We start from the raw sequence: 14771 nt of genomic DNA on the forward strand, positions 1-14771 counted from the left end.
CGGCAGTTCCAGTGAACTGCCGCCCCACAGGCGTTTCAGGACGCGAGATCAGCGCACGTCCTCATCCACCCAGTCCATCGACTTGGTGACGGCCTTGCGCCATTGGCGCAGCAGACGCTCCTGCTCTGCCGAGTCGAGCTTCGGCTCCCACCGACGATCCTCCTGCCAGTTGGCGGAGAGGTCGTCGAGCCCCGACCAGAAGCCGACCGCGAGTCCGGCCGCGTAGGCCGCTCCGAGCGCCGTCGTCTCGGCCACCACCGGGCGCACCACGGGAACCCCGAGGATGTCGGCCTGGAACTGCATGAGCATGTCGTTCGCGACCATGCCGCCGTCGACCTTCAGCTCCGTCAGGTCGACGCCCGCATCCGCGTTCACCGCATCGAGCACGTCGCGCGTCTGGTACGCGACGGCCTCGAGCGCCGCGCGCGAGAGATGGCCCTTGTTCGCGTACCGGGTGAGCCCCACGATCGCGCCGCGGGCGTCGGGGCGCCAGTAGGGCGCGTACAGCCCCGAGAACGCGGGCACGATGTAGACGCCGCCGTTGTCCGGCACGCTGTCGGCGAGCTGCTCGACCTCGGGGGCGTCGGAGATGATCCCGAGCTGATCTCGCAGCCACTGGATGAGCGAGCCGGTGACGGCGATGGACCCCTCGAGCGCGTAATGCGTCGGACCGTCTCCCAGCTTGTAGCCGACGGTCGTCAGGAGGCCGTTCTTCGAGTGGATGATCTCCTCGCCCGTGTTGAAGATCAGGAAGCAGCCGGTGCCGTACGTGTTCTTCGACTCGCCGGCGGTGAACGCCGCCTGTCCGAACGTCGCGGCCTGCTGATCTCCGAGGATGCCGGCGATCGGCGTCTCGCGCAGCAGGGAGGAGTCCTCGGCGGTGCCGTAGATCTCGGAGGACGACTTGATCTCGGGCAGCATCGAACGCGGCACGCCGAACGCCTCGAGGATGTCGTCGCGCCATTCGAGCGTCTTCAGGTCCATGAAGAGCGTGCGCGACGCGTTCGTGACGTCGGTGACGTGCACGCCGTGCTCCGAGCCGCCCGTGAGGTTCCAGATGACCCAGCTGTCGGTGGTGCCGAAGAGCAGATCGCCCGCGTCGGCGGCCTCGCGCGCGCCTTCGACGTTCTCGAGGATCCACGCGACCTTCGTGCCCGAGAAGTAGGTCGCGAGGGGCAGCCCCACGATGTCCTTGAATCGGTCGGTGCCCCCGTCGGCCGCGAGGCGATCGACGATGTCCTGCGTGCGCGTATCCTGCCACACGATCGCGTTGTAGACCGGCTTGCCGGTCTTGCGGTTCCAGACCACGGCGGTTTCGCGCTGATTGGTGATCCCGATCGCGGAGATGTCGTGGCGCGTCAGGTCTGCGCGTCCGAGCGCGATACCGATCACCTCCTGCACGTTGCGCCAGATCTCGAGGGCGTCGTGCTCGACCCAGCCGGCCTGCGGCATGATCTGCTCGTGCTCTTTCTGGCCGACGGAGATGATGCTGCCGCTCCGGTCGAAGATGATCGCCCGCGTGGATGTGGTCCCCTGGTCGATGGCGATGATGTATTCGGACATGGTGTTCCTTTCGTGTCAGCTTCGTTGCTTGCGATCCGGCCGGTCAGGCCGCCGCTGCGAGTCCCAGCACCAGCGGCGCGAGGAGCGCGGCGATGACGCCGCCCACGAGCGGCCCGGCGACGGGCACCCAGGCGTATCCCCAGTCGCTGCCGCCCTTGCCCTTGATGGGGAGGATCGCGTGCGCGATGCGGGGCCCGAGATCGCGGGCGGGGTTGATCGCGTAGCCGGTCGGGCCGCCGAGTGAAGCACCGATGCTCACGACGACGAGCGCGACGGGAAGCGCGGTGAGGGGCCCGAGGCCTCCGGGGACGCCGACCTGGATGTCGCCGTAGTCTGCGAATGCGAAGACCGCGAAGACGAGCACGAAGGTGCCGATGACCTCGGTGATGAAGTTGCCGAAGGGGGTGCGGATCGCGGGGCCGGTCGAGAAGACGCCGAGCTTCGCGGCGGGATCCGGCTCTGCGTCGAAGTGCGAGCGGTAGGCCAGCCAGCAGAGCACGGCGCCGACGATGGCGCCGAGGAGCTCCGCTGCGGTGGCGATGAGGAACTGCGTGAAGCTGATCTTGCCCGCGATCGCGAGCCCGATGCCGACCGCGGGGTTCAGGATGGCGCCCGAGTACGCGGAGCCGAGCACGCCCACGAACACTGCGAGGCCCCAGCCCCAGTTGACCAGCAGGAAGCCGCCGCCGTTCCCCTTCGTCTTCGCCAGAGCCACGTTGGCGACGACGCCGCAGCCCAGGAGTATGAGGAGACCGGTACCGACGAACTCGGAGAGGAAGTAGAGACCGAGATTGACATCTGGCATGTCGTCGTTGACCTTTCAAAAATGCGAGGTGAATGGCTCGCGGTGGGTGTTGAGCGCGGGTGCGGAGCTCGCGCTCCGCACCCGCTGGTTCGCCCGCTCAGATATCGACGACGACGCCTCCGCGTTCGACGTCGATGCGGTGGGCGGTGCGAAGCAGGTGGACCGTGCGGGCGATCTCCTCGTCGACCCGGGCCTCATCCCAGGCGAGCGCGGGCGCGATCGCCTCGGCGGCGGCGCGCACCCGGTCGAGCGAGAGTCCGCCCAGGAAGGCGATCGCCGTGCGGCGCAGCAGCAGGTCGTCGAGGTGCACGACCTGCTCGGACGCCGCGAGGTGGGCGAGTTCCGCGGCCGTGTAAGCGGGAAGGAGCTCGAGGGGCGAATCGTGCTCGGGAGTTGCCGCGAGCACCTCGTCGGCGCGGGTGCCGTAGCGGTCGAGCAGCGCCTCGACCCGCGAGCGGTCGTTGCCGTCGGCGCGCTCGGCCACCCAGCGGGTGCGGGCCGCTCGGCCCTTCGGGAAGTCCTTGCCGCCGCCGATGTCGAGCGTCTCGGTGCCGACGGAGCGCGAAACGCCGAGCAGCTCCAGCGTGTCGTTCGCGAGATGCGCCGCGAGAGCCCGGAAGGTGGTCCACTTCCCGCCGACGAGGCTGAGCAGCGGCACACCGGCGCGCTCGGAGGCCTCGATGCGGTAGTCGCGGGAGACGAAGCCGGGAGCGGTGTCGTCGTGCCGGGGGAGCGGACGGATTCCCGAGAACGTGTAGACGATCTGCGACCGATCGACCGTGATATCGGGGAAGACGTGGGAGATGAGATCGAAGAAGTAGTCGACCTCTTCGCTCGTGCACGACGTCGGGGTGCTGGGATCCGCATCGATGTCGGTGGTGCCGACCAGCACGCGGTCCTTCAGCGGGTAGATCAGCACGATGCGGCCGTCGGAGTGCTCGAAGAAGATCTCGCGACCGGCGGTCGCGGCGAGCAGCTCGGGGTGATCGAGCACGATATGCGATCCCTTGGTGCCGCCCATGAAACGAGTTCCCTGACCGAGAGCCTCGTTCGTGAGGTCCGTCCAGGGCCCGCTGGTGTTGAGGATCACCTTCGCGGTCACGTCGAACACCTCGCCCGTGACCTCGTCCCGTACCTGCACTGCTCCGTTCTCGAAGCCGACCGCCGGGAGGTAGTTCGCCGCGCGCGCGCGATCGTCGCCCGCGACGAGACCGTCGTGGAGCACGTCGAGCGCGAGTCGCTCGGGATCGTGCATCGAGGCGTCGTAGTAGGTCGCGGTGTACTTCACCCCCTGATTGAGGCGGGGCAGTTCGCCGAGGGACCGGCGCCGCCCGAGGAACTTGTGCCGGGGCACCTGTCCGCCATCGCGCGAGAAGGTGTCGTAGAGCGTCAGGCCGATCTTGATGAGTGCGGCGCCGCGCTCGCGGGCTTTGCCGCGGCCGTGCGTCACCAGCAGCCGGAACGGAGCGGAGAGGATGCCGGAGAACGTCGAGAAGATCGGGATGGTGGTCTGCAGGGGGCGCACGTAATGGGGGGCCGTGCGCAGCAGGCGATTGCGCTCCGTCACCGCCTCCTGCACGAGGCGGAACTCGCCGTTCTCGAGATACCGCACGCCGCCGTGCACCATGTGGCTCGATGCGGAGGACGCCCCGGAGACGAAGTCGCCGCGTTCGACGAGCGCGACGTCGACGCCCTGCAGCGCGAGCTCGCGGAACGTCGCGATGCCGTTGATCCCGCCGCCGATGATGAGGACATCGGCGTGAGGGCGATCCCGCAGGCTGCGAACAGCGGGTCGGGTGGTCGGCGTGCGATCATTCATGGCTTCAACCTTTCGACGTTCGAGGTCAGCATCCACCCGCTGTGCACCGAGTTGCAAGCTCATTGCACGTATGTGCATGATGTGTTCATCGAAGCGAGCGAAGGGGGCAGTGATGACTGCAAGTTCGTCCAGGTCGCGTGAGGCTTTGCGAGCCGCGCAACTGTACTACCTGCAGCATCTCACGATGGAGGCCATCGCGCAGGAGATGCGCGTGTCGCGATCCTCCGTCTCCCGCCTGCTCGCGTACGCGCGCGACTCCGGTCTCGTGGAGATTCAAGTGCATTCGCCGCAGGAGGCCCGATCCCAGCTCGAGTTGCGGATTGCCGAGCGGTACGGGATCACCGCGCACGTCGTCGCATCGCCCGCGCGCGCGACCGAGGCGGATCGGCTCGAGCGCACGGCGCGCACCGCCGCGCATCGCGTCGCCGCCGCGGTGGGCGACCGTGCGACGATCGGGGTCGCGTGGGGAGCGACCATGAGCGCCGTCGCCCGGCACCTGCCTTCGAAGACCGTGCACGAGACCCGTGTCGTGCAGATGAACGGGGCGGCGAACGTGCGCACGACCGGCGTCTCCTACGCCGCCGAACTGCTCGGGGGCTTCGGCAATGCCTTCGCCGCCTCGGTGTACCAGTTCTCGGTGCCCGCGATCTTCGATGATCCCGACACGCGACGTGCACTGTGGCGCGAGCGGTCGGTGAGCCGAGTGCTCGAATTGCAGGCGTCGAGCGATGTCTACGTATTCGGTCTCGGCTCGCGAATCGGAGACCCGCGATCGCGGATCTACTCGGGCGGGTATCTCGACCGCGATGATCTGCAGGAGCTCGTCCGGGCGGGTGTCGTCGGCGATTGCGGAACGGTGTTCTACCGCAGCGACGGAAGCACCGACGGCGTGGCGATGAACGAGCGGTCGAGCGGGCCGTCGCTCGACACGGTGCGTCGAATCCCGCACCGCCTCTGCGTCGTATCGGGCACGGCGAAGCGCGACAGCCTGCGGGGCGCCCTCGCAGCGCGCATCATCACCGAGCTCGTGGTCGACGAGGAGCTCGCGCGGCTCGTCGTCGAGGCTGGCGGCTGAGCGCGCGCCGTGGTGGAATAGTACACATGTTCGAGTCGCCGCGTGAGATCGCCTCGGTGCTGCACGTCGACATGGATTCGTTCTTCGTCTCCGTCGAACTGCTCGAGCGCCCGGAACTGGTGGGTCTACCGGTCGCCGCGGCGCACGATACGGCGCGCTCCGTGGTGTCGAGCGCGAGCTATGAGGCGCGGCGGTTCGGGGTGCGCTCGGCGATGCCCGTCGCTCGCGCGAAGCAGCTCTGCCCGCAGCTCATCCTCGTCGAGCCGGTCTACGCGAAGTATCGCAGCGCGTCCCAGGCGGTGATGTCGATCTTCCAGGAGTTCACGCCGCTCGTCGAGCCCTTGAGCATCGACGAGGCGTTCCTCGACGTCGCGGGTACCGTGCGCCTCTTCGGCCAGCCCGTCGAGATCGCGCGAGCCATTCGAGAACGGGTGCGCGAGCGCACGGGGCTCCCGGCGTCAGTGGGTCTCGCGGGCACGAAGTTCGTCGCGAAGCTCGCGTCGCAGCGCGCGAAGCCCGATGGCATTCTCGAGATTCCTCCGCATCGCACCCTCGAGTTTCTGCACCCGCTCCCGATCGGCGCGATGTGGGGCGTCGGCCAGGCGACGGAGCGGGCGCTGCACGCGCGGGCGATCCGCACCGTCGGGGAACTCGCGCGCGAACCGCTGCCGTCGCTGGAGCGGATCGTCGGCGCCGCGAGCGCGCGGCGCCTCCACGAGCTCGCCAACGGCCGCGATGCGCGTCGGATCGAAACCTCGCGGACTGAGAAGAGCATCGGACACGAGGAGACCTTCGCGCACGACGTCACCGATACGGGAACCCTGCAGCGGGAGCTGCTGCGATTGGCGACCCGCACGGGGGAGCGTCTGCGCGGCGCGGGAGCGGAAGCGCGCACGATCTCGATCAAGGTGCGATGGGAGAATTTCGAGACGATCACTCGGTCGCGCACGCTCTCCGAGGCCACCGATGCGACGCAGCGGATCTATCACACGGCACGGGAGCTCTTCTCCGCGCTCGAGCGCGGCGGTCGGGCCGTGCGGCTCATCGGCGTGCGCGCCGAGCAGCTCATGCCCGCGGGAACCGACATCGCGGCCCTCTGGAGTGAGGACGAGGGCTGGCGCGCCGTCGATCAGGCCGTGGACGACGTGCGCGAACGCTTCGGCGCCTCCGGGGTCACCTCGGCCAGCCTGCTGAAGGGGCGGGGAGCGGTCGTCGATCCGCGCTCGCTGGAGACGCCGACCTGACCCGTCACTCCGTCGGTTCAGTCCTCAGAATGCGGCGGCGCGTCGCCGGCAGCCGCATCGTCACCGTCGGGCTCGCCCGACTCGACGATCGCCAGTACGGATTCGAGGATCGCTGCCAGCCAGTCGAACACGAGAACGGTGCCGCGAGTCTCCTCGTCGTCCAGAAGCCGGGATCGATCCTGCTGGGCATCGAGCCCGATTCGCGCGGCGATGGCAAGGCGGAGCGCGGTGACGGTGCGCACCCATGCGGGGAGCGTCGCGTGCGAGATATCCACCTCGACGAGCGCCCCGTCCTCCGGAGCCCCGCCCCCGAGGCCCAGCGCCGCGGTGACATCCATGGCGTCCTGCAGCTTCCGGTTCAGCAGACCCTGCTCGGTCACGCTGCGGAACGCGCCGGCGGGAGCATCCTGCTCGTAGGCATCGGGGAACAGCCGCGCGAGGGCCGGGTCGTCCGGCGTCGCATCAGAGCCGCCGACCTCGAGGCTCGCGAACAGGGGATCCGGATCGAGGGCTGTGCTGCTGTGGCTCTGCAGCAGCTGAATCAACTGAGCGACCAGCTGATCGAGCATCGCGGCCTCGTCGTGATCGAGCAGGAGGCGAAGCCCCTGGCCGGGCAGCGGCAGAAGCTTCACAGTTCACCCGCCTGACGCACCGTCGCCCAGAGCCCGTATCCGTGCATCGCTTCCACGTGCATCTCCATGGCTTCTTGGGACCCCTCCGCGACGACCGCACTGCCCGCGTGATGCACCTGGAGCATGAGCTCCTCCGCGCGATCGCGAGTGAAACCGAAGTGCTTCTGGAATACGAAGGCGACGTACGACATCAGGTTGACGGGATCGTCCCACACCACCGTCTGCCAGACGGGGGACTCGAGGCTCTTCTGCTCCTCGAGACGCCGCGTCTGCGCCTCCGGCTGCGCCGCCTGCATCAGCCCCACCCGAGTTCGTGGATGCGATCCTCGGTGATCCCGTAGAAGTGGGCGATCTCGTGCACCAGCGTCACACGGATCTCGTGAACGAGTTCGTCCTGATCCGTGCAGTGGCCAAGCAGGTTCTCGCGGAAGAGGATGATGCGATCCGGCTCTTCACCGTACCCGTAGGCTGCGCGCTCCGCGAGCGAGAACCCCTCGTACACCCCGAGAACCTCACTGCCGTCGGCCGGGCGATCTTCGACCAGGAAGATGACGTTGTCCAGCTGCGCGAGCATGTCGTCGTGCAGCGAGTCGAGGCCATCGGCGACCAGCGATTCGAACTCCTCGTGTGAGATGTCGAGCATGTCTTCACCCTACACAGAACCGTCCCGCGCTGTCGGGGAAGATCGCACGAATCGGTGAGCTGCTGCGCGTGTCATAATGAGCTGCTGCGTTCACGCATTGCAGGAGGAGGAATGCGCGGAAGCATGGGGAAGAAGGGGGCCGCAGTGAGGCGCGTCGGAGTGGCGAAGGGCGACACCGTGTTCGCCGCACCGTTCATGGCCTTCGCGGTCGTCGCCATCGCTGCGGGAATCGCGCATCTCGTCGTAGCCCCTCCCTCGTCGTGGACGCTGGTGCTCGCCGTGATCGCGAGTGTGATCATCTGCGGGCCGTTCCACATCCGGATCGGCTACGACCGCGGTTTCCCGCGCGCCGGAGTCTCGATCGTGATGCTCGCCATCGAGCCGCTCGCCGGCGCTCCGTTCATCGGGGTGTGCATCTGGGCCATGGGCGTCGTGATCGCTCAGACCTGGTTGCGGCGCAACTTCTGGCTGGCGCTGTACACCACGGGTCTCGCCACGGTCGGCGCGGTGGCATTCGTCGCCGTTCGGAACGGGCTCGATGCGCTCGGCGTGTGGTTGCTTCCGAGCTTCGTCGTGGCCACGGCGGTCTTCTACGGCGTCGTGCTGCTCGCCGAGTTCGCGCGGCAGTGGGGTCGCGAGGAAGTGGATCGCGGCGTGAGCGCGTCCTCGGTGAAACCCTTGCGCGTGGCCTTCCTCGTCGCGGTGGTGTCGGTCACCGCCACGCTGATCCACTACATCGATGCGACGGTGATCTCCTGGCTCGAGAGCGACCCGAACGTGAGTCTGACCCCGTTCGTCGTTCTGCTCGCAGGGTCGCTCTTCTACGTGCTCGCGCAGCGCTCGCGATCGGATGACATCGAGGCCCGACTGTCTGCGGTCGTCGATGCCGCGATCGAATTGCCGAGGGAGAGCGGCGAGTCGCTCGGCACTGCGCTCGTGAGCCGCGCGAGAGGCGTCGTGCGCGCCAACACCGTCGAGGTGCGGGAGGCAGCCCCCGCAGGCGATGAGATCGGCGCCCCCGTCAGCCTCAGGGCGGGCTCGGAGCAGTACGTCGTGGCTTCTCGCAAGCTGGGCGGGGGAGCCTTCAGCCGTGATGATCAGCGCGCCATCGAGTCCCTCGCTCACCTTACGAGTGAAGCCGCGCGCATGCAGTACGAGGTCGACTCGCTCGAGCAGCGCGCCAACACCGATCCGCTCACCGGACTTCCGAATTACGGAGCCTTTCAGCAGGCGCTGATCGAAGCGAACGAGCACCGCGCCTACCACGAGGGCATCGCGCTGCTGTTCATCGACCTCGACAACTTCAAGAAGCTGAACGACAATTACGGACACCGCGCCGGAGACGCGCTGCTCCGCGTGGTCGCGACCCGTCTGGAGCGCTCCTCCGGAGGGGGCGATTTCGTCTCACGAGTCGGCGGCGACGAGTTCGTCGTCATCTTCACGGGCCTCGTCTCCATCGATCAGGCCAAGGAAGCTGCTGATCGCGTCATCGCGGCGCTGAGCGAGCGCATGGACCTGGAGGGGCACGATCTCAAGCCGCTGGTGAGCGCGGGTCTGGCATTCTCGAGTCATCGTGAGGTCGACGCCCAGTCGCTCGTCGAGGACGCGGATCGCACCATGCTCCAGGCGAAGCGCTCCAGGCGGCAGGGCGCCGTCGCGACTGGAAGCACGGTGAGCATCTCATCGCACCGCTCGACGCGGCTCAACGACATCGTGGCCCGGGCGATCGACGGGAACCGGCTCATGCTGGCGTTCCAGCCCATCGTCGACATCTCGACCGGGAAGATCTGGGCGTTCGAGGCCCTCACCCGATACGTGGATCCCGAGCTCGGGCCGATCTCGGCGCCGTCGCTCATCGCGCGGGCGAAGAGTCTGGGGCTCATGAATGCGCTCACGGAACAGGTGATCACCAAAGCGCTCCACGCCGCGGAGCAATTCCGCGCGCTCGAGCCGAGCGTGAGCTGTATGACGGTGAACCTCGACCTCGGCCAGATCAGCGATGCGGAGCTGGGGCCGTTCCTGCGCGAGGCCGCTCGGTCCCATCCTGAAATCAGCCTGTGCATCGAGCTCAACGAGCGCTCCCTTCGGTCCGTGACCGATGAGTTGCGGAGAGACGCCGAGAACCTGCAGGAGGCGGGGCTGATCATCGCACTCGACGATTACGGATCCGATGATTCCTCGGTCGGTGCGCTGGTGCACTTCCCGATGAACATCCTCAAGATAGATAAGAGCCTGATCGGGAACCTCGAAGACTCCAGACAGCGCGAGCTGATCAAAGCGCTGCAGGGCTTCGGCGACAACCTCGGTCACACCGTTGTGGTCGAAGGGATCGAGAGCGCTGCGGTTGCGGAAACGCTGCGGGAGCTGGGCGTGCGCAGCGTGCAGGGATACCACTTCGGCCGGCCCCAATCGTTCGCGCTCACGCGCGACCGTCTCCGTCGAACCGGTACGCGCGCAGAACTCTCCTGAGCGAGGGCGATCAGTACGTCGGTTCGGCGTCGGATGCCGCGGGCGTGACGTCTACTCCCGAGCTGAGGCGCGAGATCGCCTCCGATGCGACGAAATCCGGATCGGGTTCGATGAAGGCGTCGACGACGCCCATGAAGGCGAGCGCCGAAACCGACCAGGTCTCTTCTTGCGCTGACTCGCGCGATCCGTCGTCCACGCCCGCGGCGTGGCCGCTGAAATGGGCTTCGACCAGAGCTGGCACGGTAGCTCGCACGATGCCCAGGCCCTCGATGACCGATGCGGCCGCGACGACGAAGGGCTGGTAGTCGTTGTGGAACATCGGCTTCAACCGATAGCCGACCGTCGGGAGCACGTTGCGGTAGAAATTCTCCATCGTCTCGACGAAGGAGAGCTCGCTCGCCTGGAGGGCGTCGAGTATACGGGCACGAGCCGCCTCATCGGGCCACGACATGATGGTCGTGGAGAGCGCCGCGTACGTGCGCCACTTGCTCGACGCCGTCACCACCTCGAAGTTGTACTCGGCCGCGGTGCGGATGATGTCGATGAGTACACTGCGGCGCCCGCTCGGAGTGCGCAGGTCCTCAGTGCGCATGCTGAGGTACTGCCAGGTCGTCAGCAGCGTCTCGGTGTCGGCGCGGTCGATCTGCGCCTGGTTGGCGAGCTCGCAGAACAGATCAGCCATGAACGCGTCGGCGGTCGGCCACACCTGCACGAACTGCTTCGCGGAGACGCCCGCGTCGACGCAGATTCGATCGATGACGGGCTGGGAGACCCCCAGGGAGAGCCCGGCGGTCTCGACGTGTTTCACCCCGGCGAGCAGCACTTTCGTGCGAACATCGTCGATCGCAGGGCGCGATCGCACACTGTTCCCGCGGTTCCAGCCGTCTCCCTGCACCTTTCCCCCAATTTCGATGCCGATAGTGCACTTATGCTAGCATCCCGCTCCTGCCGCCGCGCACCACTGCGCGGCGCCCTGAGCCCGCGAGCGCCGGTTCACGACTCGCCGGGAAGCCCAAGCCGTGCACGATCAAGCCGAGTTCGGGCACAATGAGACCTACAGGAGTCGTTCGAGGTCACACCCGGGCATTCATGACGTATCCGCGGTGTATGACGCCGCGCCAACAGGAGGATCCTCGGCGTTGTCCCATATCGACCGTTCCGTGACGAATCGCGACGTTATCCCGGTGATCGGCTCCGCATTGTTCGCCGAGCAGCCGAATGCGCGCATGTGCGTGGGCATCATCGCGGAGAACGACGCTCCCCGTCCCGGACTGGAAGCCGAATATCGGGCGCACTTCGACTTGCGCCGCAAGGTGTACGTCGACCAGACGGGGCAGCTCGATGAGAGCGAGATCCAACCCGACGGCACCGATCGCGACGCCGACGACGCGCGCTCCATCACGTTCGCCGTCTTCGAGAACCATGTCGAGGGCGTGCGCGTCGTCGGGGTGTCGCGTCTCATCGTGCGCGGCGATGAACTTCCACTTCCGGTCGAGGAGTTCTGCCCCGACTCCTTCCTCGACGACGGCCTGACACCGCTGAGCGTAGAAGTCTCGCGAGTGATCGCACGCCACGAGCACGCGGTCATGCAGGAACTGGTGCAGTGGCACTTGTTCGCCGTCATGCTCGCGTACGAGGCGAATCACGGACTCGAACGCACCTTCGCCATCATCGAGCCCTGGCTCGAGCGCCACTTGCGCGGGACGATCGCGATTTCGCGCATCGGCGAACCGCGCTACGTCGAGCACTATCTGGATTACAATCTTCCGATCGAGATCGACATCCCGCTCTCCACGGAGCGCGTCGACGCGCGTCAGAACGGGATCATCGCGCAGTACCGAGCGGACGATGGCGCGATGACGTACGTGGGACGCGCTCCGAAGCGCGCGCTCAGCGAGCAACTGCGATGACGGCGCTCGGCGTCGAGGCTCCGCAGTTCTCCCGCAATTACGGCTTCTGGAGCGAGGACGAGCAGCGCGCGCTGATCGCGGCCCGAGTCGCCATCGCGGGAGTCGGAGGCGACGGCTTTCAGCTCGGGTTGAAACTCGCGCGCATGGGCGTCGCGTCGTTCAGCGTGGCGGATCCGGAAGTCTTCGAGCTGGAGAACGTGAATCGCGTCGAGGGCGCGAGTGCGGCCACGATCGGTCGGCGCAAGGCCGAGGTGTTCCGCGAGCGGGTGCTCGACATCAACCCGGAAGCGGAGGTGCGCACCTTCTTCGAGGGAGTGATGCCCGAGAACGTCGCGGAGTTCATGCAGGGGGCCGCACTCGTGCTCGACGAGTCGGAGCTCACGAAGCCCGAGATCGGGTCGCTCATCGCCCGCCGAGCGCGTCTGCAGGGCATTCCTGATCTTCTCGTCATGAACGTCGGCTTCGCCGCTCAGGTCACATCGTTCGCGCCGTCGTCGCCATGGACGTTCGAGCGCTTCATGGGGTTCGCATCGGATATGCCGCTGGACGAGATCGCGGACGCCGGCGTCGACTTCGCGCGCTGTCTCCCGTACATCCCGTCCTATACCGACCTGCGGTCGCTGCGCGCAGTCGAGGGGGAGGGCGGACACGAGCCCGCCTCGCTTCCGTCCATTTCGATCGGCGTCGATGCCGCGTCGGCGATCGGCAGCGCCCAGGCCTTCCTGCACCTCACAGCGGGCATCGAGAATCGCCGTCGCGCGCCCATCTGGGCCCCGCGAGTCGCCTACACCGATGCCTACCGGCTGCGCACGCGCATCGTGCGCGCCGGGCGCGCGCCGCACGTGATGGGCCTGCTCGTCGCCGCCGCGCGTCAGAAGTTGCACCTCAATCCGCTCGGGAGCTACACGATCGCGGACATCGCCCGCAGGAGGGCGTAGCGCGATCAGGCGGGCGGCGCCGCCGACCCGCTCATGCAGGAAGCCCGCCTCGCGCCATGCACGAAGCCCGCCTCGCGCCGGATCGAATCCGGAAGTGCGTGAGGCGGGCTTCGTATTACTTGGGGTGGCTAACGGGACTTGAACCCGCGACCACCGGCACCACAAGCCGGTGCTCTACCGACTGAGCTATAGCCACCATGCTGACCTGGCTTGCGTGAGCTCGCCGGGCAACCAGATCATCATAACCCACTCGCAGGCGCCAATGCCAAACCGGCCGGGATGACGCGCGCGTCGCAAGCGGGCCTGATGATGCGCGGGCGGCTACGCGGGGGAGTCGCCGTGGATCAACGCCGCGAAACGCTCCGTCGCGCGCTTCGCATGCGCGGAGGCGGTCTCCTTGTCGGGCCCGGGCGCTGCGACCATCACTGCGTCCCGGAAATACGCGAGTTCTTGGATCGACTCGGCGATATCGGCCAGCGCGCGGTGCCCTCCGGCCTTCTCCGGTGCTCCCGAGAACGCGGCCGGGTACCAGCGTCGGCTCAGCTCCTTGATCGTGGAGACGTCGATGCTGCGATAGTGGAGACGTTCCTCGAGGGTCGGCAGATACTTCGCGATGAATCGGCGATCCATGCCGATCGTATTGCCGGCGACGAGCGGACGTCGCCCCGCGGTGACGAATCGCTGGAGGTAGTCGATGACCTGCCGCTCGGCTTCCTCGAGGCTCGTACCCTCGGCGATACGGGGGAGCAGGCCCGACTTCTCATGCATGGAGCGCACGAAGTCGTTCATGTGCGCCAGCGCATCCTCACCGGGGTTGATGACGATCTCGAAACCGGGATCCAACGGGGTGAGTTCGAAATCGGTGACGATCACCGCGATTTCGCACAGTCCGTCGCGATCGACGTCGAGTCCGGTCATTTCGCAGTCGATCCAGACGATCTGGTCAGCCGGCGTATTCGGCACAGTGGCTCCTCGGGTGCAGTGTCGCGGCGCGCGATCGCACCCGCGTTCGGTTCAGTCTACTGGCGTGGGCGGGCCCATCCCGGGTGCGACCGACGAGCAGGACGACGATCCCGAACGCTCTAAACTGGAGATCATGGCTGTACTTCCCATCGTGATCTCCGGCGAGCCCGTGCTGCATCGCCCCGCTGCCCCCGTCACCGAGTTCGACGGGGAGCTGCGCGCCCTCGTCGACGATATGTTCGAGACGACGGTGGCGGCGCCCGGGGTCGGGCTCGCGGCGCCGCAGGTGGGGGTGGGCAAGCGCGTGTTCGTCTGGATGTACGAGGACCAGGAGGATGCGCCGGCGCACGGCGTCGCGGTGAATCCCGAGCTCTGGATCGCTCCTCCCGAACCCGGGCTCCCCGGCGAGGACGAGGTCGAGGGGTGCCTGTCGTTCCCCGGCGAGCGCTTCGCGTTGCGGCGCGCCCCGCGGGCACTCCTGCGCGCGCACGACATCGAGGGGAAGCCGTTCGAGATCTCGGCGAGTGGCTGGTTCGCGCGCATCTTGCAGCACGAGTTCGACCACCTCAACGGGCTGCTGTACGTCGACCGGCTCGTGCACCCGGAGCACCGCGGAGCGCAGAAGGCGCAGCGCAAGAACGGCTGGGGCAGACCGGGCCTCAGCTGGCTGCCGGGCGTCGACGATCTCGAAGGCTGACGCGTATCGAGAC

14 protein-coding genes and 1 tRNA gene are annotated in these 14771 nt (G+C 67.4%); 6 read left to right on the top strand and 9 right to left on the bottom strand.

Annotated elements, in window-relative coordinates:
* Positions 1-48: 48 nt before the first annotated feature.
* The 3 genes from glpK to PQI23_RS10280 form a co-directional block, all read right to left on the bottom strand.
* Positions 49-1563, bottom strand: a complete 1515-nt coding sequence (gene glpK / locus PQI23_RS10270; RefSeq protein ID WP_339974207.1) for a glycerol kinase GlpK — start codon at positions 1561-1563, stop codon at positions 49-51.
* A gap of 43 nt (positions 1564-1606) precedes the next feature.
* On the bottom strand, positions 1607-2368 hold the full coding sequence (locus PQI23_RS10275; RefSeq protein WP_339974209.1) for an MIP/aquaporin family protein: 762 nt from the start codon (positions 2366-2368) through the stop codon (positions 1607-1609).
* Between the two features lie 97 nt (positions 2369-2465).
* Positions 2466-4187 (bottom strand): glycerol-3-phosphate dehydrogenase/oxidase, encoded by a 1722-nt coding sequence (locus tag PQI23_RS10280; protein WP_339974211.1) that lies wholly within the window; start codon positions 4185-4187, stop codon positions 2466-2468.
* A 79-nt stretch (positions 4188-4266) separates the two neighbouring features.
* On the opposite strand from PQI23_RS10280, the gene PQI23_RS10285 reads away from it, so the two are divergent.
* Complete coding sequence (locus tag PQI23_RS10285) at positions 4267-5262, top strand: sugar-binding transcriptional regulator (RefSeq protein ID WP_445238422.1); 996 nt, start codon at positions 4267-4269, stop codon at positions 5260-5262.
* A gap of 26 nt (positions 5263-5288) precedes the next feature.
* Positions 5289-6506 (top strand): DNA polymerase IV, encoded by a 1218-nt coding sequence (gene dinB / locus PQI23_RS10290; RefSeq protein ID WP_339974215.1) that lies wholly within the window; start codon positions 5289-5291, stop codon positions 6504-6506.
* A 17-nt stretch (positions 6507-6523) separates the two neighbouring features.
* Here the strand turns inward: dinB and PQI23_RS10295 are convergent, their stop codons facing one another.
* The 3 genes from PQI23_RS10295 to PQI23_RS10305 are packed head-to-tail and all read right to left on the bottom strand — an operon-like array spanning position 6524 to position 7781.
* Positions 6524-7138, bottom strand: a complete 615-nt coding sequence (locus PQI23_RS10295) for a DUF2017 family protein (protein ID WP_339974217.1) — start codon at positions 7136-7138, stop codon at positions 6524-6526.
* Positions 7135-7443 carry an ATP-dependent Clp protease adapter ClpS gene (gene clpS / locus PQI23_RS10300; protein WP_445238423.1) on the bottom strand — a complete coding sequence of 103 codons (309 nt, stop codon included), beginning with the start codon at positions 7441-7443 and terminating at the stop codon, positions 7135-7137. The genes PQI23_RS10295 and clpS overlap by 4 nt, the downstream gene beginning before the upstream one ends.
* The gene (locus PQI23_RS10305; RefSeq protein ID WP_339974220.1) at positions 7434-7781 is read right to left on the bottom strand and encodes a metallopeptidase family protein; all 348 of its coding nucleotides are present in this window, start codon (positions 7779-7781) and stop codon (positions 7434-7436) included. Before PQI23_RS10305 ends, clpS begins: the two co-directional genes overlap by 10 nt.
* 123 nt (positions 7782-7904) lie before the next feature.
* Here PQI23_RS10305 and PQI23_RS10310 point away from each other — a divergent pair, with 123 nt between their 5' ends.
* Positions 7905-10250, top strand: coding sequence for a putative bifunctional diguanylate cyclase/phosphodiesterase (locus PQI23_RS10310; RefSeq protein WP_339974222.1), 2346 nt, complete (start codon positions 7905-7907; stop codon positions 10248-10250).
* Positions 10251-10260: 10 nt separating this feature from the next.
* Here PQI23_RS10310 and PQI23_RS10315 read toward each other — a convergent pair whose 3' ends face one another.
* Positions 10261-11112 (bottom strand): hypothetical protein, encoded by an 852-nt coding sequence (locus PQI23_RS10315; RefSeq protein ID WP_339974224.1) that lies wholly within the window; start codon positions 11110-11112, stop codon positions 10261-10263.
* A 277-nt stretch (positions 11113-11389) separates the two neighbouring features.
* Between PQI23_RS10315 and PQI23_RS10320 the strand changes: the two genes are divergently transcribed.
* Together PQI23_RS10320 and PQI23_RS10325 are read left to right on the top strand one after the other, a co-directional pair.
* The gene (locus PQI23_RS10320; RefSeq protein ID WP_339974226.1) at positions 11390-12160 is read left to right on the top strand and encodes a hypothetical protein; all 771 of its coding nucleotides are present in this window, start codon (positions 11390-11392) and stop codon (positions 12158-12160) included.
* On the top strand, positions 12157-13098 hold the full coding sequence (locus PQI23_RS10325) for a ThiF family adenylyltransferase (protein ID WP_339974228.1): 942 nt from the start codon (positions 12157-12159) through the stop codon (positions 13096-13098). The genes PQI23_RS10320 and PQI23_RS10325 overlap by 4 nt, the downstream gene beginning before the upstream one ends.
* Positions 13099-13218: 120 nt before the next feature.
* Here the strand turns inward: PQI23_RS10325 and PQI23_RS10330 are convergent.
* Both PQI23_RS10330 and orn read right to left on the bottom strand, forming a co-directional pair.
* Positions 13219-13294 (bottom strand) — tRNA-His (locus PQI23_RS10330).
* A 125-nt stretch (positions 13295-13419) separates the two neighbouring features.
* The gene (orn, locus tag PQI23_RS10335) at positions 13420-14061 is read right to left on the bottom strand and encodes an oligoribonuclease (RefSeq protein WP_339974230.1); all 642 of its coding nucleotides are present in this window, start codon (positions 14059-14061) and stop codon (positions 13420-13422) included.
* Between the two features lie 133 nt (positions 14062-14194).
* Between orn and def the strand changes: the two genes are divergently transcribed.
* Entirely contained in the window at positions 14195-14758 is a 564-nt protein-coding gene (gene def, locus PQI23_RS10340; protein WP_339974232.1) for a peptide deformylase, read from the top strand.
* Positions 14759-14771 lie beyond the last annotated feature (13 nt).

The sequence above is a fragment of the Leucobacter sp. USCH14 genome, from assembly GCF_037619215.1.
In the GTDB taxonomy this organism is placed as follows: domain Bacteria; phylum Actinomycetota; class Actinomycetes; order Actinomycetales; family Microbacteriaceae; genus Leucobacter.